Origin of the sequence: Amycolatopsis rhabdoformis (assembly GCF_035918295.1) — a bacterium.
GTDB lineage: Bacteria > Actinomycetota > Actinomycetes > Mycobacteriales > Pseudonocardiaceae > Amycolatopsis > Amycolatopsis rhabdoformis.
Genome location: NZ_CP142149.1, coordinates 1,789,959 through 1,813,536, shown reverse-complemented (window position 1 = coordinate 1,813,536; position 23,578 = coordinate 1,789,959). Strand labels below are relative to the sequence as shown.

20 protein-coding genes and 1 riboswitch are annotated in these 23,578 nt (G+C 70.1%); of the genes, 8 read left to right on the top strand and 12 right to left on the bottom strand.

Going from position 1 to position 23,578, the window contains the following annotated elements; translation table 11 throughout:
• Positions 1–440 precede the first annotated feature (440 nt).
• The 5 genes from VSH64_RS08480 to nicT form a co-directional block, all read right to left on the bottom strand.
• Positions 441–2,672, bottom strand: coding sequence for a heavy metal translocating P-type ATPase (locus VSH64_RS08480; protein ID WP_326834951.1), 2,232 nt, complete (start codon positions 2,670–2,672; stop codon positions 441–443).
• 159 nt (positions 2,673–2,831) lie between these two features.
• The gene (locus VSH64_RS08475) at positions 2,832–4,760 is read right to left on the bottom strand and encodes a cytochrome c oxidase assembly protein (protein ID WP_326834950.1); all 1,929 of its coding nucleotides are present in this window, start codon (positions 4,758–4,760) and stop codon (positions 2,832–2,834) included.
• Between the two features lie 226 nt (positions 4,761–4,986).
• A complete protein-coding gene (locus VSH64_RS08470; protein ID WP_326834949.1) occupies positions 4,987–5,208 on the bottom strand; it encodes a hypothetical protein in 222 nt (73 codons plus the stop codon).
• A gap of 71 nt (positions 5,209–5,279) precedes the next feature.
• Complete coding sequence (locus tag VSH64_RS08465) at positions 5,280–6,011, bottom strand: zf-HC2 domain-containing protein (protein ID WP_326834948.1); 732 nt, start codon at positions 6,009–6,011, stop codon at positions 5,280–5,282.
• Positions 6,012–6,054: 43 nt separating this feature from the next.
• Positions 6,055–7,137 (bottom strand): Nickel transporter NicT, encoded by a 1,083-nt coding sequence (gene nicT / locus VSH64_RS08460; protein ID WP_326834947.1) that lies wholly within the window; start codon positions 7,135–7,137, stop codon positions 6,055–6,057.
• A 28-nt stretch (positions 7,138–7,165) separates the two neighbouring features.
• Positions 7,166–7,351: riboswitch (cobalamin riboswitch) on the bottom strand.
• A 223-nt stretch (positions 7,352–7,574) separates the two neighbouring features.
• Here nicT and VSH64_RS08455 point away from each other — a divergent pair.
• From VSH64_RS08455 to VSH64_RS08435, 5 genes are all read left to right on the top strand, one after another.
• Positions 7,575–8,318, top strand: coding sequence for a DsbA family protein (locus tag VSH64_RS08455; RefSeq protein ID WP_326834946.1), 744 nt, complete (start codon positions 7,575–7,577; stop codon positions 8,316–8,318).
• Positions 8,315–8,881 (top strand): vitamin K epoxide reductase family protein, encoded by a 567-nt coding sequence (locus tag VSH64_RS08450; protein ID WP_326834945.1) that lies wholly within the window; start codon positions 8,315–8,317, stop codon positions 8,879–8,881. The genes VSH64_RS08455 and VSH64_RS08450 overlap by 4 nt, the downstream gene beginning before the upstream one ends.
• 477 nt (positions 8,882–9,358) lie before the next feature.
• On the top strand, positions 9,359–10,003 hold the full coding sequence (locus VSH64_RS08445; protein ID WP_326834944.1) for a DUF5134 domain-containing protein: 645 nt from the start codon (positions 9,359–9,361) through the stop codon (positions 10,001–10,003).
• Between the two features lie 30 nt (positions 10,004–10,033).
• Positions 10,034–11,401, top strand: coding sequence for a PepSY-associated TM helix domain-containing protein (locus VSH64_RS08440; protein ID WP_326834943.1), 1,368 nt, complete (start codon positions 10,034–10,036; stop codon positions 11,399–11,401).
• A gap of 25 nt (positions 11,402–11,426) precedes the next feature.
• Positions 11,427–11,999: a sigma-70 family RNA polymerase sigma factor gene (locus VSH64_RS08435; protein ID WP_326834942.1), complete on the top strand. Its 573-nt coding sequence runs from the start codon at positions 11,427–11,429 to the stop codon at positions 11,997–11,999.
• 39 nt (positions 12,000–12,038) lie between these two features.
• Here the strand turns inward: VSH64_RS08435 and VSH64_RS08430 are convergent, their stop codons facing one another.
• The 3 genes from VSH64_RS08430 to VSH64_RS08420 all read right to left on the bottom strand — a co-directional run bounded on the left by VSH64_RS08430 (position 12,039) and on the right by VSH64_RS08420 (position 13,774).
• Complete coding sequence (locus VSH64_RS08430; protein ID WP_326834941.1) at positions 12,039–12,278, bottom strand: winged helix-turn-helix domain-containing protein; 240 nt, start codon at positions 12,276–12,278, stop codon at positions 12,039–12,041.
• The gene (locus VSH64_RS08425; protein WP_326834940.1) at positions 12,197–12,577 is read right to left on the bottom strand and encodes a response regulator; all 381 of its coding nucleotides are present in this window, start codon (positions 12,575–12,577) and stop codon (positions 12,197–12,199) included. Before VSH64_RS08425 ends, VSH64_RS08430 begins: the two co-directional genes overlap by 82 nt.
• Positions 12,578–12,694: 117 nt before the next feature.
• Positions 12,695–13,774: a LuxR C-terminal-related transcriptional regulator gene (locus VSH64_RS08420; protein WP_326834939.1), complete on the bottom strand. Its 1,080-nt coding sequence runs from the start codon at positions 13,772–13,774 to the stop codon at positions 12,695–12,697.
• 88 nt (positions 13,775–13,862) lie between these two features.
• Here VSH64_RS08420 and VSH64_RS08415 point away from each other — a divergent pair, with 88 nt between their 5' ends.
• Positions 13,863–14,324 carry an ester cyclase gene (locus tag VSH64_RS08415; RefSeq protein WP_326834938.1) on the top strand — a complete coding sequence of 154 codons (462 nt, stop codon included), beginning with the start codon at positions 13,863–13,865 and terminating at the stop codon, positions 14,322–14,324.
• A gap of 658 nt (positions 14,325–14,982) precedes the next feature.
• On the opposite strand, the gene VSH64_RS08410 is transcribed toward VSH64_RS08415, so the two are convergent.
• The 4 genes from VSH64_RS08410 to VSH64_RS08395 all read right to left on the bottom strand — a co-directional run bounded on the left by VSH64_RS08410 (position 14,983) and on the right by VSH64_RS08395 (position 20,368).
• Entirely contained in the window at positions 14,983–15,969 is a 987-nt protein-coding gene (locus tag VSH64_RS08410; RefSeq protein ID WP_326834937.1) for a ferritin-like domain-containing protein, read from the bottom strand.
• Between the two features lie 572 nt (positions 15,970–16,541).
• Positions 16,542–17,564, bottom strand: coding sequence for an alpha/beta fold hydrolase (locus VSH64_RS08405; protein ID WP_326834936.1), 1,023 nt, complete (start codon positions 17,562–17,564; stop codon positions 16,542–16,544).
• Between the two features lie 833 nt (positions 17,565–18,397).
• Positions 18,398–19,255: a universal stress protein gene (locus tag VSH64_RS08400; RefSeq protein WP_326834935.1), complete on the bottom strand. Its 858-nt coding sequence runs from the start codon at positions 19,253–19,255 to the stop codon at positions 18,398–18,400.
• Between the two features lie 429 nt (positions 19,256–19,684).
• On the bottom strand, positions 19,685–20,368 hold the full coding sequence (locus VSH64_RS08395) for a sigma-70 family RNA polymerase sigma factor (protein WP_326834934.1): 684 nt from the start codon (positions 20,366–20,368) through the stop codon (positions 19,685–19,687).
• Positions 20,369–20,533: 165 nt separating this feature from the next.
• On the opposite strand from VSH64_RS08395, the gene VSH64_RS08390 reads away from it, so the two are divergent.
• Both VSH64_RS08390 and VSH64_RS08385 read left to right on the top strand, forming a co-directional pair.
• On the top strand, positions 20,534–20,797 hold the full coding sequence (locus tag VSH64_RS08390; RefSeq protein ID WP_326834933.1) for a hypothetical protein: 264 nt from the start codon (positions 20,534–20,536) through the stop codon (positions 20,795–20,797).
• A 216-nt stretch (positions 20,798–21,013) separates the two neighbouring features.
• The gene (locus tag VSH64_RS08385) at positions 21,014–23,509 is read left to right on the top strand and encodes an ATP-binding protein (protein WP_326834932.1); all 2,496 of its coding nucleotides are present in this window, start codon (positions 21,014–21,016) and stop codon (positions 23,507–23,509) included.
• Positions 23,510–23,578: the final 69 nt, after the last annotated feature.

Below are 23,578 nucleotides of genomic sequence, written 5' to 3'. Positions count from 1 at the left end.
CACCCTGACCGCTACGATCGTCAGCGTCGCTGCTGACGATCTGGTTCAGCTCACGCGGTACGTTCGACAGGCCTTGGGTAAAGGTTGGGACGGACGCGCCGGAGAACCAGTTTCCAGCGAGCGCGGCTTCTGGCTGTCGGAGGCCGTTGTCGTCCTGCTGATCTTGATCAACATGTTCGCGTTGGCCCACGAGCGCCGGCCTCCGCCCCTTGACGAGCATCGCTGACGGGCGATCACTCGTGATCCCTGCCCGATCTGGTCGACCGGGTTCTGGTCGTCAAGCCAGGCAGGTACATCGGCGAGTGCACGAGCAGGGAGATCGCCTACTCCCGGGCCACCGGCAGGCCGATCTCGTTGCTCCATCCCATCTGACCGGCGGACGCTTGGTGGTGCGCGCGGGCAACGAGTCTCGGCCGGCCAAAGATGAGGGCACTGAGTGGTCAGTGGTCGCGGTCGAACGAGCGCAGACGCAGGCTGTTCGACACCACGAGCACGGACGACAGCGACATCGCGGCCCCGGCGATGAGGGGGTTGAGGAGGCCGAAGGCGGCCAGGGGCAGGGCGGCGACGTTGTAGCCGAAAGCCCACACCAGGTTTCCGCGGATGGTGCGGAAGGTGGTGTCGGCCAGGCGGAGGGCGTCGGGGATGACGCGGAGGTCGTCGCGGACCAGGAGGATGTCGGCGGAGCGCAGGGCGATGTCGCTGCCGTCGGCGAGGGCGAGGCCGAGGTCGGCGGTGGCCAGGGCAGGGCCGTCGTTGATGCCGTCGCCGACCATGGCGACGCGGGAGCCGGTGGCGCGCAGGGCGTCGATCTCGCGGGCTTTGTCGGCGGGCAGGACGCCGGCGAGGACGTCGTCGATGCCGAGTTCGGTGGCGACGGCGCGGGCGGCGATCTCGTGGTCGCCGGTGAGCAGGATCGTGCGCAGGCCGCGGGTGCGCAGCCCGGCGACCGCGGCGGCGGCCGACGGTTTGACGACGTCGCGGACCTCCACGACGCCGACGAGTTCGTCGTCCACGGCGACGAGGACCGGTACCGCGCCGGTGCTGTGGACGGTGTCGACGTGGGCGGAGAGGCCGGCGGGCAGTGCGAGTCCGTGTTCGGTGAACAGGCGGGGGTTGCCGACGAAGACGCGGCGTCCGTCCACAGTGGCTTCGGCGCCGAGGCCGGGCAGGGCGGTGAAGGTGTCGACCAGGGGCAGGTCGGGCAGTTCGGCTCGGGCGGCCTCGACGACGGCGGTGGCGATGGCGTGTTCGGAGCCGGATTCGGCGGCGCCGGCGAACCAGAGCAGGTCGCCGCGGGTGCGGCCGGGGGCCGGGTGGCAGGCGGTGACGGTCATGCGGCCGGTGGTCAGGGTGCCGGTCTTGTCGAGAACGACCGTGTCGACGCGGCGGCTGGCCTCGAGTGCTTCGGGGCCTTTGATGAGGATGCCGAGCTGCACGCCGCGGCCGACGCCGGCCATCAGGGCGGTGGGGGTGGCCAGGCCGAGTGCGCAGGGGCAGGCGATGATCAGCACGGACACGGCCGCGGTGAAGGCGTCGCGAACCTCGTGCCCGGTGAGCAGCCAGCCGGCGAGGGTGAGCAGCGCGAGTGCGAGGACGACGGGCACGAAGACCGCGCAGATCCGGTCGACGAGCCGCTGCACGCCGGCTTTGCGGGCCTGGGCGCGTTCGGCGAGCGCGGTCATCTGCGCGAGCTGGGTGTGGGCGCCGACGGCGGTCGCGCGGACGACCAGGCGGCCGTCGCGGTTCACCGCGGCGCCGACGACCCGGTCGCCGGGCGCGGCTTCAACCGGCACGGGCTCGCCGGTGATCGCGCTGACGTCCACGGTGGACCGTCCACTTTCGACGGTTCCGTCGGCGGCGATCGCCTCGCCGGGTTTGACCACGAACAGGTCACCGGCGGCCAGTTCGCCGATGGGCACGGTGTGTTCCCGGTCGTCGCGCAGGATCCGGACCTCTTTCGCGGCAAGGGCGTCGAGCGCGCTCAGCAGGCCGGCCGCGCTACGACGGGAGCGGCTTTCGAAGTAGCGGCCCGCCAGCAGGAACGTGGTCACCCCGGCGGCGACGTCGAGGTAGATCGCGTCGGCTCCGGCGGCAGTGGGCCCGAATCCGACCCAGTAGCCAGGTTCGTGGCCGCCGAACAACGTCGCCCACGCGGACCAGAGGAATGACGCCAGCACCCCGAGCGAGACGAGGGTGTCCATACTGGACGAACGGTGCCGCAGATTCCGCAGCGCGGCCCGGTGAAACGGCAGCGCCGCCCAGAACACGACGGGCACGGCGAGGGCCAGGCACAGCAGCTGCCAGCCGGGGAACCGCAGGGACGGCACCAGTGCGAGCGTGATGGACAGGTCGCCCAGCGGCACGGCGAGCACCGCGGCGACGATCAGCCGGCGGCGCAGGTCGCGCACGCGGCGCAGCGTGAGGTCCTCGTCGTCGTCCGCGCCGCGCACGCGGGCGCCGTAGCCGGCTTTGCGCACGCGTTCGATCAGCGTCTCGTCGTCGAAGTCGGCCGGCACGTGCACGGTGGCGCGTTCGGTGGCGTAGTTGACCGACGCGTGCACGCCGTCGAGCTTGTTGAGCGTGCGTTCGACGCGCGCCGAGCAGGCGGCGCAGGTCATGCCGGTCACGGCCAGGTCGACGGTGCGGACCGTCGGGGTGGCGGTGGTCATGCGGGTTCTCCTCGGGGTGGCTGCCTGGGCTGGTGATGGACCGGGCGGCACCGGAGGAACGCTGGTGTGAGGCTACTTCGCCCGGGAACTTTCGCCGCGCCCGGGCCGACTACTGCACCGGTGATGGATCGGGAACCGCTGGAGGAGGGAGCCACCGCTTCACCGGCGCCGGGCCGCGAGTTCGGTGAGCATGGCGTTGTACGCCTCGAGCTCGTCCCCGCCGCTGCGGTCGGCTCGCCGGGCACGGCGCTCGTCGTCGCGCGACCACTGCACGAGTAGCGCGATCACCATGACGAGCATCGGGATTTCCCCGCTGACCCAGGCGATGCCGCCGCCGAGGCGCTGGTCGGCGAGCGGGTCACCGGCCCACGGCAGCGCGAGGTAGTGGTAGAAGGTCGCGGCGAGCACGGTCTGCTTGCTCATCAGGATCACGCCGAAGAAGGCGTGGAACGGCATCACCGCGAACAGCACCCCCAGGCGTGCGAGGTGCGGCAGCCGTCGCGGCGTGCGGTCGGCGCCGACCACGACCCACGCGAACAGGTAGCCCGACAACAGGAAGTGCAGTTTCATCACCTGGTGGGCCCAGTGGAACTGCATCGCCTCGCCGAACAGGTCCGAGAAGTACAACGCGTAGAACGAGCCGGTGAACAGGATCGCCGCCACCGCCGGGTGGGCGAAGAACCGCGTCACCGGGGCGTGCAGCAGCGACGCCACCCACTCGCGCGCGCCGGGGATTTCGCCGTGCGCGCCGGCGGGCAACGCGCGCAGGGCGAGCGTGACCGGCCCGCCCAGGACCAGCAGCACGGGGGCGAACATGTTCAGCGCCATGTGCGTGACCATGTGCAGGCTGAACGTCCCGGGCGCGTAGACGCCGAGGCCCGAGGACGTGACGACCAGGACGATCGCCCAGCCGCCGAGCCAGGCGGCGACCCGGCCCGGCGGCCAGTGGTCGCCCCGACGCCGCAACCGCCGGACCCCCACCAGGTACGCCGCCACGGCCATCAGCGCGAGCGGCGCGAACAGCAGGTCCGGTCGCCAGTCCAGCACGAGCCGAGCCGCGGTCTGCGGCGCGTTGAGGTCGTAGCCGAGGATGATTTCCTGGGCCGTGGCGGGATGGTTCGGGAACGCCGGCGGCACGAGCACCGTGAGCGCGGCCGAGCCTCCGGTACCCAGCGCCAGCAGCACGAACTCGGCCCCCACCAGCCGCACCCGCGAAGTGTCCGGCCGTCGTCGCCAGGCGGCGATCACGCACCCGGTCGCGATCAGCACGACGACTTCGGCGGCGAGCAGGAGACCGTAGCGGCTGACGAATCCGTCGGAGCGGGTCAGGACCAACCCGGGCACCACGCCGGACACCGCAGTGATCACGAAGCAGGTCACGGACAACCGGTGGTAGCGGCGCAGCAGCAGCTCCGGTACGGCGGGGCGACGGCGAAGCCGGGCCAGCAGCGCGACCAGCGCGCCCAGCCACGCACAGGCCGCGGGCACGTGCCAGAACAGGGCGTTGGTCGCCAGGTCGTGCCCGGCCCCGACCGACGCGTGCCCGTCGGCCACGAGGGGCAGCAGCCCGAGGCCGGCGGCCACCGTCGCCCCGACCACCGTTCGCCACGTCATCGCCGGCCACGCCAAGGCGCTCGCCACGGCGGCGGCGACCGCGACCGCCACCCACGCCTTCGGTTCGGTGGCCGCGCTCATCGTCGGCAGCAGCACCTCCGGCCGCAACGCCTGCGCCACCGGTAGTCCCGCCGCGACCGCCGCGGAGAACGGCACCGCGACGACGGCCGCGGCCAACCAGCACACGGCGCAGCCGGCAGCGAACCGCGCCGCACCGAAGGCGTCGGCGGACAACCCGCCGTCCCGCTGTCCGGGTGCGACGAACGCGGCGAACACGAGCCCGCCGAAGCATCCCGCGGCCGCCTCGTCCGCGACGAACCGCACGACGGCGAACCCGTAGGTGGTCATCGGGCCGGGATCGGCGTTTCCCAGCGGCGCGTACACATCGCCCGCGGTCGCGACCACGAGCAGCAGCACAGCGAGCCCCGCCACCACCCCGGTCACGAGCACGGTGCGGAACCGAGATGTCGTCACCTCTCAGCTGTCGGCCCGCCACCGTCGTGAGTTCCCTCGGTGACGCAGCACACAGCGTCGCCTCGTGAACGTGGCCGCCCCGAATTCTCGGGAACTTTCCCCGGTCCGCAACCGACAAGTCGTGCGCGGGCCGTGAACGCGAAAGGGGTCGCGCCGGTCCGCGTTCCCGCCCGGCGGCGCCCGAAGGGGTTCCTCCTGAGACCCCGACGGGTGCCGCCGGTTCCGGTCAGGCCGTCGCCGAAACCTCGTCCAGCACACCGGACTTCACGTCGGCCACCAGTACGGCCAGCTGCTCGCGGCTCATTTCGATGCGCTGGCCGAAGTCGTCGGTGATCACCACGCGTCGCTCCGGCGCGGCGGTGTCGTCGACGAACAGCTCGGGGCAGCCGCAGTTGCACGAGCCGCAGAACGTCGCCACGTGCCGCAGCGAGGAATCGTGGTCGGCCATGGTCGCCACCTTTCTCGGAAGAGGTCCGACTCGGTAGTCGGCTCGGCGCACGCCCTGGTTCCCGACAGACGTCAAGCGGCGCGGTGCCCCGTCGGCCGGTGCGGGAACGATCGACGGCGAGGACGGGTCGACGCCGGCCCCTCCACCGGGCCGGACGACGTGCGGGTGTCGCCGGGCTCGGGCAGGCCGTCCGCCGAAGGCGGTGCAGGCGCACGGGACTTTTCGGCCCGGTGCACCGCATACAACAGCCCGACGCCGATCACGATCAAGCCGTGGGACACCACCCGGCCGGCCGAGACCTGTCCGGAGGCGAGATCCAGCCCCGACATGATCCCCAGCAGCACCACGAAACCACTCAGCGTCGGCAACAGCCCCGACGCGGCCGACGGCCGCAGCGCCGCCCACAGCAGGCCGATCCCGACGGCCACGTTCCAGGCCCCGCTCTCGTTGCCCAGGTGCACGGCCGCGACCAGACCGCCGTGTTCGGCGTGCCCGACGTCGGCGCCCATCAGCTCGGCCAGCCCCAGCCCGCTTTGCACCAGCGCCACGACCGCGAGCGCCAGCCGCAGGCCCCACCGCGCCGGGTCGGGCGCCGGCACCTCGGTGAGGATGCGCTCGGTGAGGTCGGGCACGCGCGGCGCTTCCCGGATCAGCGTGACCCGGCGCAACGCGGACGCGCGCTCCACCCAGGCCCGGCACGCCGGGCAGCCGGCCACGTGCCGGTCGAGGACGTCGTCGGGCAGACCGGGGTCCTCGCCGTCGATCCGGGCCGAGAGGGCTTCACGCAAGTCGGAACAGTCCACACCTCAATTGTCGGCCACGACCCGCCCCCGGTTCCCCGGGCCGTCAGGCTTCGTCGGCGGATCCGCGTTTGCCCAGCCCGGCCAGTCGCCAGTAGGCGATCGCGACCGCCCAGACCACCACGAACAGCCCGACCACGGCGAACCCGACATTGTTGAGGTCCAGCCCGGCGATCCAGCCGGTGACCGGATCGGTGAGGCCGAGGTCGTCGTGCAGGAGCCCGATCAGCTCCACGCTCCCGATGAGCAGCGCGACAGCGATGGACAACCCCGTGATGGTCAGGTTGTAGTACACCTTCCGCAGCGGGTCGGCGAACGCCCAGTGGTAGGCGAAGTTCATGAACGTGCCGTCGACGGTGTCGAGCAGGCTCATCCCCGCGGCGAACAGCAGCGGCAGGACCAGCACGGCGTACCAGGGCAGCCCGCCCGCGGCCCCCGCACCGGCCAGCACGAGCAGCGTGACCTCGGTGGCGGTGTCGAACCCGACGCCGAAGAGCAGCCCCACCGGGTACATCTGCCCGGGCCGGGTGATCGCGCGCGTGACCCGGCCCAGCAGCCGGCTGAGCAGGCCGCGTTTGGCGAGCTGAGCCTCCAGCGCCGCTTCGTCGAGTTCACCGCTGCGCATGCCCCGCCACAGCCGGAAGATCCCCACCAGCACGATGAGGTTCAGCACGGCGATCAGGTACAGGAAGAGGCCGCTCATGCTCGTGCCGACGATGCCGAGCACGCGGTGCGTACCTGAGTCGTCGTCGGTCAACGCGCCGGTGACCTTGGCGCCCAGCGCGACGAGCGCCGCGAGGCCGAGCACAACCGTCGAATGCCCGAGCGCGAACCAGAACCCGACCGACACCGGGCGTTTCCCGTCGGCCATGAGCTTGCGGGTGGTGTTGTCGATGGCCGCGATGTGGTCGGCGTCGAACGCGTGCCGCAACCCCAGCGTGTAGGCGGTCACACCGAGCCCGATGCCGAACACCTCGTTGCCGACGGCCAGGTGCCGGGGCACGACCAGCAGGAGCAGCACGCCCCAGGCGGCGATGTGCAGGAGCGCGATCACCCCGAACACTCCTGCCAGCCGCAGGCGGTCACGCCGCGACCCCAATACCGTCGACACCACTTCGCCCGCGCTCATGCGCCCGCCTCTCCAGCACCTCGTGGAAGGTATTTCCGGTGCCGTGGCCGGTCTCCTGGCTGACGGGTCCAACAGCGCGCTCCGCCTTCCCAGGACGAATCCCGGTGGCGTGCTTCCTTTCAGTCGCGGTGGAGCGCACCTTCCCGATCACAGTGGCGAGGGCCGCGCCGGTTCCGCACCGGACTTCCCGAACACCACGGCCCGGTCACCCTAGGCAGCACCGGCGCCACCGGGCAAGGGTCCGGCACGCTGCCGTCCCGAATGGACACTCACGGCGACCAGGCCCGCAACCACATCGCGACGAGGCTGACGTGCAGGTAGTCGGATCGAAAAGCCGTCCGGTTCCCGCCCGATTGCCCCCGAAATCGGAAAAGTCGAGGGTGCCATCATCGTCGCGATCCAGGCTCCTCCCCCGCTCGAAAGGACGGCTCCGGCCGATGGCGCGCAAGCAGAACCGCAACCCCGTGACCGCGAAGAAGGGCTTGTCCGCGAACGCGTGGACGACGATCGGCGTCCTCGTCGTCGCCGTGCTGGTCATCGGCGGGGTGCTGGTCTTCAACCACAAGGACGCACCCGCGGCGCCGCCCGGCGCCGGCGCGGCGACCGTGCTGAACCCGCCTGGCAGCAACACGCTCACCACCGCGCCCGGCGGTCCCGTGACCGTGGTCGAGTTCCTCGACTACCAGTGCCCGGTCTGCGAGGCCTACTACCAGAACGTGACCAAGAGCATCGAACACGACTACGCCGGCCGGATCACCTTCGTCACCCGCAACTTCCCGCTGCCGATGCACCCGCTCGCCGTGCCCGCGGCCCAAGCCGCCGAAGCCGCAGCGATGCAGGGCAAGTACCACGAGATGTACGACAAGCTCTACGCCGACTACCCCACCTGGGCGCTGGCCGCCGACGGCAAGAACGTCAGCGACGACGCCCCACGCGCCCAGACCCGGTTCGACGGCTACGCCCGCGAACTCGGCCTCGACCTCACCAGGTTCCACGCCGACGCCGCGTCGCCCGCCGTGCAGAAGCGGATCGACCAGGGCAAAGCCGACGGCACCCGGGCCGGCGTGACCGGCACGCCCACGATCTTCGTCAACGGCACCCGATTCGAACCCACCGGCGACACCTACGCCGCCCTCGACCGGCAGCTGCGCGGCGAGCTCGACCAGGCGCTCGCGGCGTGACTCGCCCGGTCGCGCGCGGGCTCGCGTGGCTGTACCTGGTCGGCGGCGGCCTCGGGCTCGTCGCCGCGATCACCCTGACGCTGGAGAAGATCGCCCGCCTGATCGATCCGTCCTACGTGCCCAGCTGCTCGATCAACCCCGTCCTTTCGTGCGGTTCGGTGATGGACAGCGCGCAGGCGGCGGCGTTCGGCTTCCCCAACCCCGTGATCGGCGTCGCCGCGTTCCCCGTGGTCGTCACCTTCGGCGCAGCACTGCTGACCGGTTACGCCCCGCCGCGGTGGGTGTGGGCGGGGATGCAGCTGGGATCCCTGTTCGGTGTGGGGTTCGTGCACTGGCTGATCGCGCAGAGCCTCCACCACATCCACGCGTTGTGCCCGTACTGCATCGTCGTGTGGATCGTCACCATCGCGATCTTCTGGTACACGACGCTGCACACCCTCGGCGGCACCCGCCTCGGTGCGGCAGTGCGGCGTGTCCACAGTGGAGTGCTCGCGCTGTGGTACGTCGTGATCGTGGTGCTGGTTCTGGTCGAGTTCCGGAGCTACTGGTCCACGCTGCTGTGAACCGTGCCGCACCGGCAGGATCTCCCACGCTGGCAGCCGCATCCACAGCCGGCCGGGCACCCGCACGACGCCGTGCCCACCGCCCACACCGACCGTCCGGGCACGCATCTCAATCGCCCCGCCGAGGGGCCGGCGGGCGGGGCGAGCAGATCCGGGCCGGTCGCGGCGGCGCCGACCCGGATGAGCCGGGTCAGCTCGGCCATCCGCTCGGCCGCTGCCCGGCACCGCGGACAGCGGGCAAGGTGCGTGTGCGCCCGCACCTCCTCCACCGCGTGCGCGCTGCCGTCGAGCATCGCCGACACCGTCTCCCGGCACTCGTCACACCTCATACCCCACGAGTCGCGCGCACGACCGCGCCGGTTCCCGGACCGGGACCAAAGTCCCGACTTCACCGCGCCACTGCGAAATCCGGGTGACGCCGGGAACTCGACGCCCCCTCCGGGTGACAACTGCTGACGAAAAGGTTGGAGGAGAACCGTGTTTTCATCGCCGGCGTTGTCGTGGCTGTTCACCGTGGTCTTCGCGCTCACCGGGCTGTACTCGCTGTACCGCTTCGCGGGACTGGTCTCGGGCACCGGACGGGCCGGGGACCGCGCCGCCGAGCTCACCCACCTGCTGATGAGCGTCGCGATGATCGGCATGACCTGGGCGTGGACCGGGCTTCCCGACGCCCCCAGCGGGGTGCTGCAACTGGCCGTGTTCGGGCTGCTGGCGCTGTGGTTCGCCGGGCGGCTGCTCGCCGGCGGCCACGGGATCTTCGGCGGTTACCACCTGCTGATGGCCCTCGCGATGGTCTGGATGGTCGCGACGATGCCCCTGCTCATGGGCGGGATGCCCGGGATGGCCGCCGGCGGCGGCATGGCCGACATGCCGGACATGCCCGGCATGAGCACGTCCGGCGCCGCCCCGGTCTCCTCGGGTCCGGTCGTGACGCCCGGCTGGGTGCGGCTGACCACGGTGGTGCTGGTCGTGCTCAGCGCGGCCGCCGCCGCGGGGTGGTTGGCCCGCGGGCTCCGCCGGCGCGCACCGAGCGCCGCCGACCACCACAGCCACCGCTACGACGCCGCCTGCCACACGCTCATGAGCCTCGGGATGGGCGGAATGCTGCTCGCCATGCTCTGACCCGTCCGTACTTCCGTCGAAGGGCCCGTCGTGTCCGATCTGCTCGATCCGCCGTCCGCCGCCCCGGCACCCACCGCGTCTCCCGTCACCCTGAGGAAGACCGGCTGGTGGGCCGGCCTGCGCCCGCTGCTGCTGCGCGTGCACTTCTACGCCGGCGTGTTCGTCGCGCCCTTCATCCTGGTCGCCGCCCTCACGGGGCTGATGTACACGACAGTCCCCACGGTGGAGAAGATCGTTTACCACGACACGCTCACCACCGCCGTCGGCCCCGCGCGGCTGGACCTGCGTGCGCAGCTGGCATCGGCGACTGCGGCCGTGCCCGGCGGCACGGTCACCGAGATCCGCCCGCCGGCGACCCCGGACGCCACGACCCGCGTGTCGTTCGACGTCCGAGGGCTGCCGGACGGCTACTCCCGCACCGCCTTCGTCGACCCCTACACCGGCCACGTCAAAGCCGTGCTCGACACCTACGGCGAATGGCTGCCGCTGCGGGCGTGGTTCGACAGCCTGCACCGCACGCTGCTGCTCGGCGACGTCGGCCGGGTCTACTCCGAGCTGGCCGCGTCGTGGCTCGGGATCCTGGCGCTGTCCGGGCTCGCGGTGTGGGTCGCGCGCAAACGGCGGACCCGGCGCGTGCGCCGCACCCTCCTGCCGGAAACCTCCGCGCGGGGCCGCGCCCGCTTGCGGTCGTGGCACGGCGCGCTCGGGCTGTGGATCGCCGTCGGGATGCTGTTCCTGTCGGCCACCGGCATCACGTGGTCGCAGTTCGCCGGCACCAACGTGAGCGAGCTACGGGCCGCGCTGAGCTGGTCGACGCCTTCGGTGAGTACCACGCTGCCCGCCGGGCCGGCAGTCGTGCCGGTAGGACCGACAGGGGTGGTCACCGACCGGGTGCTGGCCGGGGCCCGCGCGGCCGGGCTCTCCGATCCCGTCGCGATCACCCCCGCGGCGGCCGGCAAGGCGTGGACGGTCAAGCAGGTCCAACGCTCCTGGCCGGAGAAGCAGGACGCCGTCGCCGTGGACCCGGCCACCGGCACCGTGGTGTCGTCGCTGCGGTTCGCCGACTGGCCGATCGCCGCGAAACTCGCCCGCTGGGGCATCGACGCCCACATGGGCCTGCTGTTCGGCCTCGCCAACCAGATCGCGCTGGCCCTGCTCGCGATCGCCATCCTCTGCCTCGTCGGCTGGGGCTACCGCATGTGGTGGCTGCGCCGCCCCACCCGCGCCGGCGCGAGGACCCCGGCCGGCACGCAGAAGCCGTCCACCGGCGCGGTCGTGAGCCTCGGCCTCGTGGCTGTGGTGCTCGGGATCTTCCTGCCGGTGCTCGGGGTGTCCCTCGTCGTGTTCACCCTGGCCGACGCGCTCTGGCAGCACCGGCGTGCCAGGTCGCCGGAGTGAAACGGTGGGCTTGTACGGTGATCACGTGAGCGGCGGCCGGGAAAGCGAAGACGCGCGGGTCACCGCCCTCGCGCTGCGAGCGGGCGCGGGAGACCGGCGCGCCTTCGAAGACTGGGTGCGCGCCACCCAAGCCGACGTCTGGCGGTTCGTCGCCCACCTGAGCGACACCGGCCTGGCCGACGACCTCACCCAGGAAACCTACGCCCGCGCCGTCACCGCGCTGCGCCGCTACGAAGGCCGGGCCTCGGCCCGCACCTGGCTGCTCTCGATCGCCCGCCGCGTGGTCGTCGACCACTTCCGCGCGTCGTCCGCCCGGCCCCAGCTTTCGGGACAGGACTGGGAAAGCGCGGTCGAGCGGCTCACCTTCCGAGCCGGCCGCGGCGCCGGGTACGAGGACGTCGTCGAGCTGCAACTGCTGCTGGACAACCTCGACCCGGAACGCCGGGAGGCCATCGTGCTCACCCAGGTCCTCGGCTACTCCTACGCCGAAGCCGCCGAAGTCTGCGACTGCCCGGTCGGCACGATCCGCTCCCGCGTCGCCCGCGCCCGCGACGAACTCCTCGACGCCCACACCGACCGCCGCGGCGACGTCGGCTGAGCGGCCGGTGGCTGCCCCGGCCCGACGATCCGCTCGGCCTCAGGTGGTCTCGAACCGGTATCCGGCTACGCGCAGCGTGACGATCACCGGCATCGGACCGTCACCGCCGGCCTCGGCCAGCTTCCGGCGCACCGCCGCGACGTGAACATCGAGGGTCTTGGTCGGCTCCGAACCACGCGCGTCCCCCACATCCGCCATCAGCGCCTCGCGACTGACCGCGGTGCCGGCATCCTGGGCCAAGCGCAGCACGAGCTCGAACTCTTTGGCCCGCAACGACACTTCGCGACCGTCCACAGTGATGCGTCGCGCGACGGCGTCGATGAGAAGCCTGCCCAGAGCCAGCGGAGTCGGCCCACGACGACGTCGATCGCCTCACTACGCGCCGGCAGGATCACAATCACCGAGTCCGGCCGCGCGTCGCGCATCCGGCGGCACAGGCGGATGCCGTCCAGATCGGGCAGCCCAAGATCGAGCAGCACCAAGTCCGGTGCCTGCCGCTCCGCCTCGACCAGGGCCTCCTCGCCGCGCGTGCGCCAGACGACGTCGTATCCCTCTTGGGCCAGGCTCGCGCGCAGCACCTAGCCGATGACGAGGTCACTTTCGGCGAGCAGGATCCGTGCCTTGACCAGAGAATATCCGCCGGGCGAGGACAGCCGAGCAGAACGACGGCAGACGGCCAGGTGGCAACGACCTGTTCAACCGCAGTCGGACGCGGAGGCGGGGATAGCTCCGGTAGAAATACTCCCAGCTTGCCCTGCCAGCAAACGCCCGACGAGGTCGCGCCGGCTGTGCACACCGATTTTGTCGAACACCGACTTGAGGTGATCCTGCACGGTGTGCGCCGAGATGTGCAGCGAGGCCGCGATCGCGGTGGTGGACTCGCCGCGCAGGACGAGCCGCGCGACGTCCAGCTCCCGCACGGTCAGCCCGGACGCGGTCAGCAGCAGGGCGAGCGTCGACTGCGGCTGCGCGGGCTCGAGGACCACGGCGATCCGGGTGTCGGACGTCGACTGCAGCCAAGAAGCGTGCAGATTGAGCCAACCGCCGGTGGCAGCGCGCACGCGCACGCTGGGCGGGCGGTCGGAGGTGGTGAGCGCGGCGGCGACCGAGTACACGCCGGCCGGCAACGGAAGACGGGTGGAGCCGTGCCCGATCAGGGGCAGCAGGGCATCGGCGTCCGCGGTGCTGGCCACCAGCTCCAGCTGCTCGTCGAGCAACACGACGCCTGGCCGGCGCGGCATCTGAGCAGTGGGCGGATGCAACAGGGTGCCCTGACGCAAGGCGTGCGCGATGTGTGGGGCGAGGCGGCGGATCAGGGCGGTCTCGGCGGTGGTGAATCCGAGCTCGCCGTCTTCGCGGTGCAGGCACAGATAGCCCCAGCAATGGCCGTCGACGACGAGGGTGGCGCGCAGCTCGTCGCCGAGACCGGCCGGGCGCATCATCTCGCGGTAGCGCGGGCTCGCCATCCAGTCGCCCCGGGTCGCGGTGTCCAGCGAGCGGACGTGCCCGGGGGCGTGCATCAGCTCGGTGAAGGTGTTCACGTCACGGCCGCCCAGCTCGTTGTCGATGAACCTCTGGGACATCGCGGCGAGCGGGTCCTCGTTGTGGACTCCGGTGAACAACAGCGTCTCCGGGTCGGTGGTCCCGATGGCCGCGGCGTCGATCGTCATCACGCGACGCAGCGCAGCGAGCACCTGCTGCTGCAGCTCGCTGACTTCCAAGCCTCTGCGGCAGAGGCTCAGCACCGCGCGTTCGGCGCCGGAGATGTCGGCCATGAAAGTCAGTGTGGTGACGGGCGACCGCCGGGGAAACCCCAACTTGTTGGGATGGTCCCCGAGGTGCGTGCCGCCGCACACTTTCGCCATGACCACTGACCAGCTCACCCGCAACAAGCACCTCGTCGAGAGCCTCGTCCAGGAGCTTTTCACCCAGGGCGACCTCACGGCCGTCGACCGATACCTCGCCGACGATTTCCTCAACCACGACCCACCGTTCCCCGGCTCACCGGAGGGCGCGGAGGGCCTGCGCCGCGCCGCCGAGGTCGTCCGGTCCGCAGCGCCCGACTGGCGCAGCGAAGCCGACCACTACGTCGCCGAAAGCGACCTCGTCGTCGAACACTTCCACGCCTACGGCACCCGGACCGGCGAACTGTTCGGTGCACCCCCCGACGGCAAGAAGCTCACCCTTCGCGGCATCCAGATCTTCCGCATCGCCGGGGACAAGATCGTCGAGCGGTGGGGGCCCGCCGCCACCTGGAGCACCGAAGGCGATCCGAACCCGGGATTCAGCAGCCCGCTTCTGGACCAACCGCGCAGAGGCGCGTGACCGATCGCCAACAGACAGAGAGATCGGCATCGGATGGTCGACGCGCGAGATCACCCACAACGTAACGGATTCAGGTCCGGCGAGACAGGACAGTCCTCGCCCTTCTCGCCGGACCCAGCACTGAGGGCCTTTCTTTCCCGAGTCGGCGGACGACAGCAACTCATGGACGCGGAAGAACCCTCCGGGTCAACAGCGACCCGGCTTGTTACTCGAACGACCTGCCGTTCCACCGCGTCGTGACAACCTGGTGATTTCTCGGCGACGGCAACCCGAGACGACCGGGCCGAACCGCCGCTACGGGGAGCAACCCGAGCCCACAATGTGCAACAGGACTTATTTCATCAGGCCACTCCACGTGTGCCACTTCCCTCGCACGGGACGAGGTCAATTGGCTCAGCACCAATGCTTGACGCGGCGAGCTTCAGCTCGAGCCGAGTTTCCGTGGCCGTCCGGCCGCCGGCGCCGCGGCCGGGGAAGCGCGTTCCCAGGCTTGCAGGCGAATCCCGGCGGCTCACACATCGCCTCAGGTTCCGAACACTCGGACCGGCTGGACCCCCGGTCGGTCCGAGTGTCCGGTGCTGGCGGACAACGGTTCTCGCCGATCCTGCCTCAGGCAGGCAGGTGGGACGCTCCGGCGCGCAGCCTTGTGGTGTTGGGATCAGCCGTTGGCTGCGCTGGTTTTGACCTCGCCGTTGAGGCCCTTCGGGAAGAACCCGCCTGAGGTGGCCGCCTTCGGCGTGAGGTAGACGATGTTGAGGACCTGGCCGGGCGAGCGACTGTAGGCGATTCCGTTGGCGTCGGCCGGGACGATGTTGACGTTGCCCTGGCGGTCGACGACGCCCTGGTCGTCGTCGACCGAACCGTCGAGGCTGTCACGGGCGTTGGACAGCTTGACGCTCGCCTCCTTGAGGTCGTGGCCGAGGTGGCCCGAACTGCTGAGGCTGCCGCCGTGCTGGTAAAGCGCGCTGCGGATACCGGCGGCGTGGTACGCCTCGACGGCGAGGATGCCGGCGGCGGCTTCGAGGTACGTCTTGTTGCTGATCAGAGGCGCGGCGCCCTTGAAAGCGGTGACACCGACGTCCTCGAAGAGGAACGCGGCGAGCAGGAAGTTCTCTTCACAGGCGAAGGCGTCGAAGCTGTGGCCGGGTTTGACCAGCCCGGCGGCCTGGGCGGCTGCCGTGAAGCTGGACTGCAGATCAATCGGTGGGCGGCTCACCGCCGCAGAGCCCAGTGCCGTCCGGAGGAACTGGACGTGAGCCTTCTCGTCCGACGCGATCTCCTGGGCGAACTGGCGGGTCATGGTGGTCTTGAACTTCACCGCGCGACCGCCCGTGACACCTCCACGGGTCCCGGTTCCGGTGGTCATCGAGTCAGCGAGTCCATTGCCTGTGACGGCGTGCAAGTAGAACTCGGCCTCGAGGTACTCGAGATTGAGGGCGAAGTTGAGCACCGCACTGTCGCTGACGGCACCTTCCGCGGCCGCAGCGGTCGCCGCTGTCGCAGGTCTTGCGGCGAGCCCGCCCAGAGCTCCAGCGCCGACAACACCCAAGCCGGCCATCCCTGCCGCTTGCAGGAAGCGGCGCCGGTCTCCGACATTCTCGGCACTCCGGGCAATCATCGACGCGGCATAGCGTTTTCCGAACACGGGCAAGCTCCTCTCCCGCCCGCGGACGGCGGGCGGGTCCTTAGTGGACATTGTTGGCTCAAGGCTGTGGTGGCCACGGATACGACCGTTTCCCGGTCGAGCGGGCTACCCAGTGATAACGGCACAAATCGCTGAAACTGGCGTTTGCTCACCCGTTGGCGAAAAAAGTGACGCATCAGCGACAGGTCCACGAGCGCCTGTTCGGCATCCCGGCGGTCTCCGCTTCATCAGCCAAACCTCCGGAGTGCGGCGAGACGCTCGTCCTCGATCGGAACCCGCGCTGACTAGTTGGCGCCGCGCGGACACCGGCCCTTACCGTGCCAGTCGCCGAGAAGTCCTTAGGTCAGCAGGACTCTCGACACGATTGGTGGGACCCGAAACCGGCGAGTTCCCGGCGGGGTGCAGGATCGTTCCGTATGTTTTTACGGTGTGTTCCAGTTGCCACCCAGCGGCGCGGCGCGACCCACTGGTTCGTGCTGGTGGCGCCGCAGCGCCACCAGCACGAACCTGCCCACGTGGACGATTCTCCCAAGACGTCGAGATCGCCGTGGTTCGTACCTCGGTGGCGAAAGTTACTTCTGCAGGAACGACTGCAGCAAGGCCGTCACTTCCTCCGGCCTCTCCTGCGTCACGAAGTGGCCCGAACCCTTCAGGACGTGTCCTTCGACATTCGTGGCGTACTCGCTCCACTGGTCGGCGATGAGCGGACCGAAGGAAAGCTCACCACCGATGGCGAGGATGGGCATCTGCAGCTTGCCCTGAGCCAGGAATTTCTTGTTCTGCTCGACATCCTTGCGGAATCCACGGTAGATGCTCAAATTGGCCGTCAGGCGACCGGGCTCCTTCAGGAAGTGAGCGTAGTAGTCGAAGTCCGAATCCGTGAACGGTGACTTGTCGCCGGCCACGTACTCCAGCATCAAGTCGTGGACGAGGTCGCGCTCGTGGCCCGCGATCAGCTTTTCGGCGAGAGGCAACTGGAAAAAGCCGAAGTGCCACGGCGAGGGCTTGTCCGGGTCGGCGTTGAGCGCGGGGAACTGGTAAAAGCTCTCATCCGGAATAGGGGCGTCCATCACGGCCATGCTCCGCACTTCCGATCGGAATTGCGCCCCGTACGCGTAGGCGACCACCTCACCGAGATCGTGGGCGATCACCTGGACGCCGTTGTTGAGCTTGAGCTGCTTCAGCAGCTGATGCACGTCCCTCGCCAACTGCGCCGCGTCGTAACCACTCTTGGTGACCTCGGACTCACCGGCGCCGCGCAGGTCGACGGCGATCACGGTGTGGTTCTTGGCGAGCGGAACCATCTGCTGCCGCCACTCGGTCCAATCGTCGGGGAACCCGTGCAACATCACCAAAGGCGAACCCTTGCCACCCACCACGTAGTGCATTCGGAAGCCGTTCACCTCCTCGAACTCGGACTTGAACCCGGCAGGTGGTTGAGATTGCGGGTAACGCGACTGCGCCGTCGCCGAGGCATGCGCCTCGTCGCCGACTCGTGCCGCGGAACTCGAAGTAGCGAAAATCACGAGTAGTACGGCAGCCAATGCCGCAATGAACGCGAAAGGCTTGTTGACCTTCCCGATTTTGATGCCCATCATTCCCCTACGCGGAGTTGGTACTCGTTACGCGTCACCAGACGCACAGGACACTGAAGCGACCTAGCCGGCCATCTACTGTTGCGCTGGGAGCCGACCGGATGCAGGCGTACGGCCGGAGCATGCTCCCGCCTTCCGTTGGTCCGGCTGAAGCTGGAGCCGGTTGCCAGTCGATACCCCGCTTCACCCCGATCGAGCTACAAGACGTCAACCCGATCGGGTGGCTACTCGAAAGTTCGCTTCAGAGAGTAAGCGCCTGGGGGGTGCAACTTCTTACCGTCCCGGCGTCGAGTGGTCGAACCAGCCGCTTCGGAATCCAGCTACGCTGACCATTGCTCGTTTGGTCGTACCGAGTCCGGCAGGTCAATGAGCTGCGTCGCCGCCCGCGCCACACACCCGTTGGCAGACCGAAGACGTTGATGAGCTCGACATGATCGCATCCGAGACCCTCGCCGAGCGGGGTGCGCGGCGGAGCCTTCAGCCGATCATCGGCGCCGTAGCGGCGAGGAAACAGCAGGTGCGGAAGGTCGACCAACGGGCCCCGCACCACCAGCCCGAACGGTGACGACTCGAGTGTCGATGATTCCGGCGACCAGATCGCAGACGGGTCCAGCCGTTTCGCGGACGGCGTCCCGGTGCCGGTCGTTCGGAAGGGAGACGAAGTGTGTCCGGGAATCCGGGTCTATTCCGGCAACGCGCGCGGAGACGTCGAACGGCTCAAGACCGATCACCACGAACTACAGGTCGCGCCCCGCTTTAGCCCAGTAGGCCGCGAGGGCAGAGCAGGTGCGGTTGCCTGTCTTGACGTCGCTCCGTTCGCGCGGAGTCTTCCGTCACCCGCGCACGACCATGACGGGGCAGGACGCGTGCTGAATCAACGCCTGGCTTGTCGAACCGAGCACCAGTCCCGTGAATCCGCCGCGGCCGCGGCTGCCGACCACGACGAGCTGAGCCTTGCGGCTCCAGTCCAGCAGTTGGTGGCGAGGCTGGTCGCGGACCGCGACGCGCTGGACCGCCACACCCGGGTACTTCTCCTGCCATCCCTCGAGGCTTTCGACCAGCACCTGCGTCTGTTCCTGCGCTTCCAGCTCACGCTCGAGCGCGCCGTGCCGAGCGACGAGCAGGTAGTCCGAGTCGAACCACGAGTGCACAGCGACCAATGGCGTCCGCCGCCTGGCCGCTTCGTCGAAGGCCGCCGCGAGCGCTCCGAGGCTGGTCTCGCTGCCGTCGACGCCGACCACCACCGGACCCGCGGGCTCGGCGGCCGGGCGGACGACCACGACCGGGCATTCGCTGTGCGCCACCACGGACACCGCGGTGGACCCGAGCACCATGCCGACGTATCCGCCGCGCCCGGTCGCACCGAGGACAAGCAGGCTGGCGTTCTTGGACTGCTCGACCAGGACCGGGACGGCCGAATTGGGGAGATACTCGGTGTCGGCAGTGACGTCCGCGGTCTCACGGGCGAGCAGCGCGGCCTTCTCCAGGTCCGCCTGTGCGACCTGTTCGATGGAGTCCACCGCCTCCAACACGACGGGCGGCCCCGCAGTGGCGACGGCGATCGCCGGGTCGACGGCGGACACCGCCCGCAGCGGGAGGGAACGGCTTGCCGCTTCGGCAGCCGCCCAACGCACAGCCTCCAGCGCCTGATCCGATCCATCAACGCCGACGACGATCGCGGAGCCAGCCATGATGTCCACTCCTTGCCTTGTTGGCTAACGTTGCGGTGCCCCAGGTACTCGTAGAGGCGGCCTGGGCGATGACCTCGGCTCAGAAGGCGATGAACCCACCGTGTCTCCCGTTGCGGATCCGCACTGGGCAAAGCGCCAGAGCGGGCCTGGGTCGACAGGTGCGGGAATACTGGTGATCTGCTGCGCTCCTCGATGCGGTGGGCACCTCCACCAAGGTTTCGTGACGCGGTCCACGCCGGTCTTACCTCCGTCGGAACAACTGCACCACAATGCAGATCGAGGACGCCCTCCGGCACTTCCCTGCCCCCGACGACAGGGAAGTCGCCTACCCCCAGCGGGCGACGTGACCACCAGACATCGCGACCCCGTGCACCACCTCGATGATCGAGATCATCTCGGGCTGCACTGGCCCTCAGCGCCCGGGTGTCGTCAGCGGTGGTCGGTGGCTGTTCCGTGGGGCACTCGGGACTCCATCAAGCCGTTCGCCACCAGGTAGGCCCGAATGTTGCGCCGGGCGTCGAACATCGACTTGTAGATGGCGTTGCGGTTGGTGTCCCATCGCGCCGCGAGGGCGTCCATCGGGACTTTGTCGAGTGCCACAGCGACGAAGATGCGTCGCTGGTGCTCGGTCAACACGTTCTCGACGGCGTGGACCAGGGCGGCTGGGAGCTCGACGGCCCGCTCTGGGTGGGGCGGCTCAGCGCCGGCTGCGGCTCGAACGCGGCCGGCCTCGTCCTGGTCGAGGTGTGCGCGGTGGTCGCGCCAGTAGTGGCGGCCGAGTTTCGTCGACACCTCGAGGATGACGAACTTGAAAGCCCACGTCGTGAACCGTGAGTCGCCGCGGAACTCTCCGATCTTGTGGGTGATGCGCAGGAGAGCGCCGGCCGCGGCCTGGTGGGCCAGGTCTTCGAGCTCGGGGCCCTCGATCCGCGAGACCGACGCCCTGCGCGCGATCTCGCTCCTGGCGATCTTGACGAGCACGGCAGACAGCCGGCGGCAGGCATCCTCGAAAGTCGCGCTTCCCGGACTCAACTCCCGGACCCAGGCCGCGGACTCGGGATCGAAACTCCGCCCGCCCGCCAGCACCCGCTCAGTGATCTCCGCCGTGGTCATGTGGTCTGTCCTTTCCGTCCAGTGTCAGTGGTGTCTGCTGTCCGAGCGCGGGACGCTTGTGGCGTCATGCCGCCCCACCGGCTCTCCTTCGACCGTCTGAGCCTCCGGACGAAGCGAATGCTTCGAGACTCAGCGTCGGCCACCGCCCACGTTTCTCACGCGCGCGTGCTGGACGACCGTGATGAGTCGTTGCTGAGGTTGACCTGGATCGCGCTTTCCGTGGTCAGCTTTTCCCGTGGCGACAGCCCACTCGGCTGCCCCGAGCCGGTACCCGCTCCCGGTGTCGCGTCCACCCGGGCGGCCGATACGGCCTCGCCGCACTCGGCCAACGTCAGCGACCCAGCGCTGACCAGCGCGGCCGCGAGCACGGCGGTCAGCCCACGTTTCGTCCTGAACGACTGTGTGAAGGTACTGCGGTTCACGTTCTGAGCCCTGTTCCCTGTTCTGTGACGTAGGCCGCTGGCGACCTGCCCGTCGTTCTCCTGCCGGTGAAGGCCTTGCTGGGCCGACCGGCTGGGCCTGGCAGGAAACATGCTCGCCTGTCTGCGAGGGGCGCAGCAGAGGCCGGATTACCGAATCCGCCGGCCTGGGGCGCTGTAGGTAGGGTTACCCACAGCTTCGCCTATCTACGGAGGTTGTGCGGACGTGAGTGAGTCTGTGCCAACCGAGCAGGGTGGAGTGCATGGTTTTCCGGCCGTGCTTGCGACTTTCATCGGGCGGGACGCCGTGGTGGGCGAGGTTGCGGGGCTGCTGGAGGAACGCCGGCTGGTGACGGTGACCGGACCGGGCGGGTCGGGTAAGACTCGGCTGGCCGGGCAGGTGGCGGAGCGGGCAGCGAGCCGGTTCGCGGACGGCGCCTGGCTGATAGAGCTGGCGTCGGTGGCGGATCCGGGGCAGGTGTCGGTGGCGGTGGCGGCCTCGCTGGGTATCCAGGAGCAGCCCGGGGTGCCGGCGGAACTGACGCTGGCGAAGGTGCTTGCGCGGCAGCAGGTGCTGCTGGTGATCGACAACTGCGAGCACGTGATCAGTGCAGCGGCGCAGCTGTGCGCGGGGCTGCTGGCGGCGTGTGACGACGTGCGGGTGCTGGCGACCAGCCGTGAGCCGCTGGCGGTGCCCGGTGAGGCCCGGTACCGGCTGGGACCGCTGTCGCTGCCAGGCGACGACAGCGAGTCCGAGGCGGTGGCATTGTTCGCCGACCGGGCCCGGCGCGCCGACGCGCGATTCGTCTTGGACGAGGTGACCGGGCCGGAGGTGGGGCGGCTGGTGAGACGGCTGGACGGGATGCCTTTGGCGATCGAGCTGGCGGCGGCGCGCGTGGAGGCCCTGGGGGTCCGGCAACTGCTGGGCTACCTGGATGAGACGCTGGGATTCCCGGACGACCGGTTCGAGCTGCTGGCCGGGGCGGACCGGCTGGCAGCGGGACGGCACCGGTCGCTGGCGGCGACGGTGGAGTGGAGCTACCGGCTGCTGGATGAGGAGCAGCGGCGGGTGTTCCGCCGCCTGTCGGCATTCCCGGGACCGTTCACCTTGGAGGCCGCAGCGGCGGTGGCCGGGGCGGACAGCAGCCCGTCGGTGCTGTACCTGGTGGACTGTTCGCTGCTGAGCCCGCCGCACGCCGGGGCCGATGGGCGGGCTCGGTATCAGATGCTGGAGACGCTACGGGCCTACGGTGCCAAGAAGCTCGCCGAAGCGGGAGAGGGGCAGGACGCCGCGGGCGCCCTGGCTGCGTATGCCATCGAGGTGGCCAGGCAGGCTGAGTCGGGGCTTCTCACCAACTCGCCGCGGGAGGTGGCGGCCGCGCGGTGGCTTGATGCCGAGGATGCCCTGATGCGGTGGGCGCTGACTTGGGCACTCGACCACGACCCGGCTGCCGCGGCGCGGCTGGCCGCGGTGCTCGGCTGGTGGTGGCGCTTGCGAGGCCGGCTCGCATCCCAGTACGGGCTGCTGGGCGAGATCACCGCGCGCACCGAGACGGGCAGCGACGACTGGTGCGCCGCCCAGCTGTGGCTCAGCCGGGCGGCCACGCAACACCGCGAGCACACCGCGGCACTGGAGCAGGCCACGGCACTGGCCGAGGCGGCGGCCGCTCGGGGGCCGTGCCGAGCACTGGCCGACGGACTGACGATGCGGGCCACAGCGTTGGCGAACCTGGAGCGGGCCGACGAGGCAACCGGCGAGGCCCGCCGCGCGCTGCAGGTGGCCCGGGAGGCCGGTGACCGGGCCGCGGAGCTCTACGCGCTGGGTGTCCTCGCCGCCGCTACCAGCAGGGTCGGTGACCTGGAGCCTGCCGTGCAGATCGCTCGGCAGGCCGCACAGATCACCGACGGCGTCCCCGGCATGCACGTCCGGTGGGCCGGTTACGTACTGACCAACATCCTGATCAGGGCGGGCGACTCGGCCGCCGCCGGCGAGGTCTGCGCCGCCATGCTGGCCCGCGCCCGCGACGCCGGCGACGTGACCAACCAGTGGAAGCTACTGCCCTACATGGTGACCGTGGACCTGCACGCGGGCCGAATCGGGGACGCCGCAGCGCACCTGCGCGAAGGACTCCAGGGCTGCCTGCGGACCGGCATCTGGGTCACTCTGCACGAGTACCTGGGCTGCTGCGGGTACCTGTGCGCCGCGACCGGACGGCCGGCCGAGGCCCTCACGATGTGGGCCGCGCACATCGCGCTCCTGGCCGGACAAACCGGCTACGCGCTCAACTACGGGCGTTACTGGGTCGAGCCGCGGCGCGCTGCCCGGCAGAAACTCGGGCCCGGCCGAGCCCAGCACGCGGAAGACCGTGGCGCTGCGATGAGCCTGATCGACGCGGCCGAGTACGCCCTGACACTCATCGCTCCCACGGCGCCGCAGGCCCTTCCGGCCGGGCTCGCGGCCCTGTCCGCCCGCGAGCGGGAGCTGGTCGTCCTCGTCGCCCGGGGCCGCACCGATGCGCAGATCGCTGCCGAGTTGTCCATCAGCGTGAGCACCGTCCGCACCCACCTGGACCGGATCCGGGACAAGACCGGCTGCCGCCGCCGCGCCGACCTGACCCGCTTGGCCCTGCAGGCCGAACTCGCCGACCCGCCATCGGGGCCGTCACGCGGCGGCACCCGTGGGCAACCCAGCCCACAACGCTCGCGCCTGCGGAAGGCATAATCCCGGCCTCTCTTCCGCCCTCCGTGCGGCCGACTGTCCCGGGATCCCTTTGCGCTCAGCCGAGTCTGG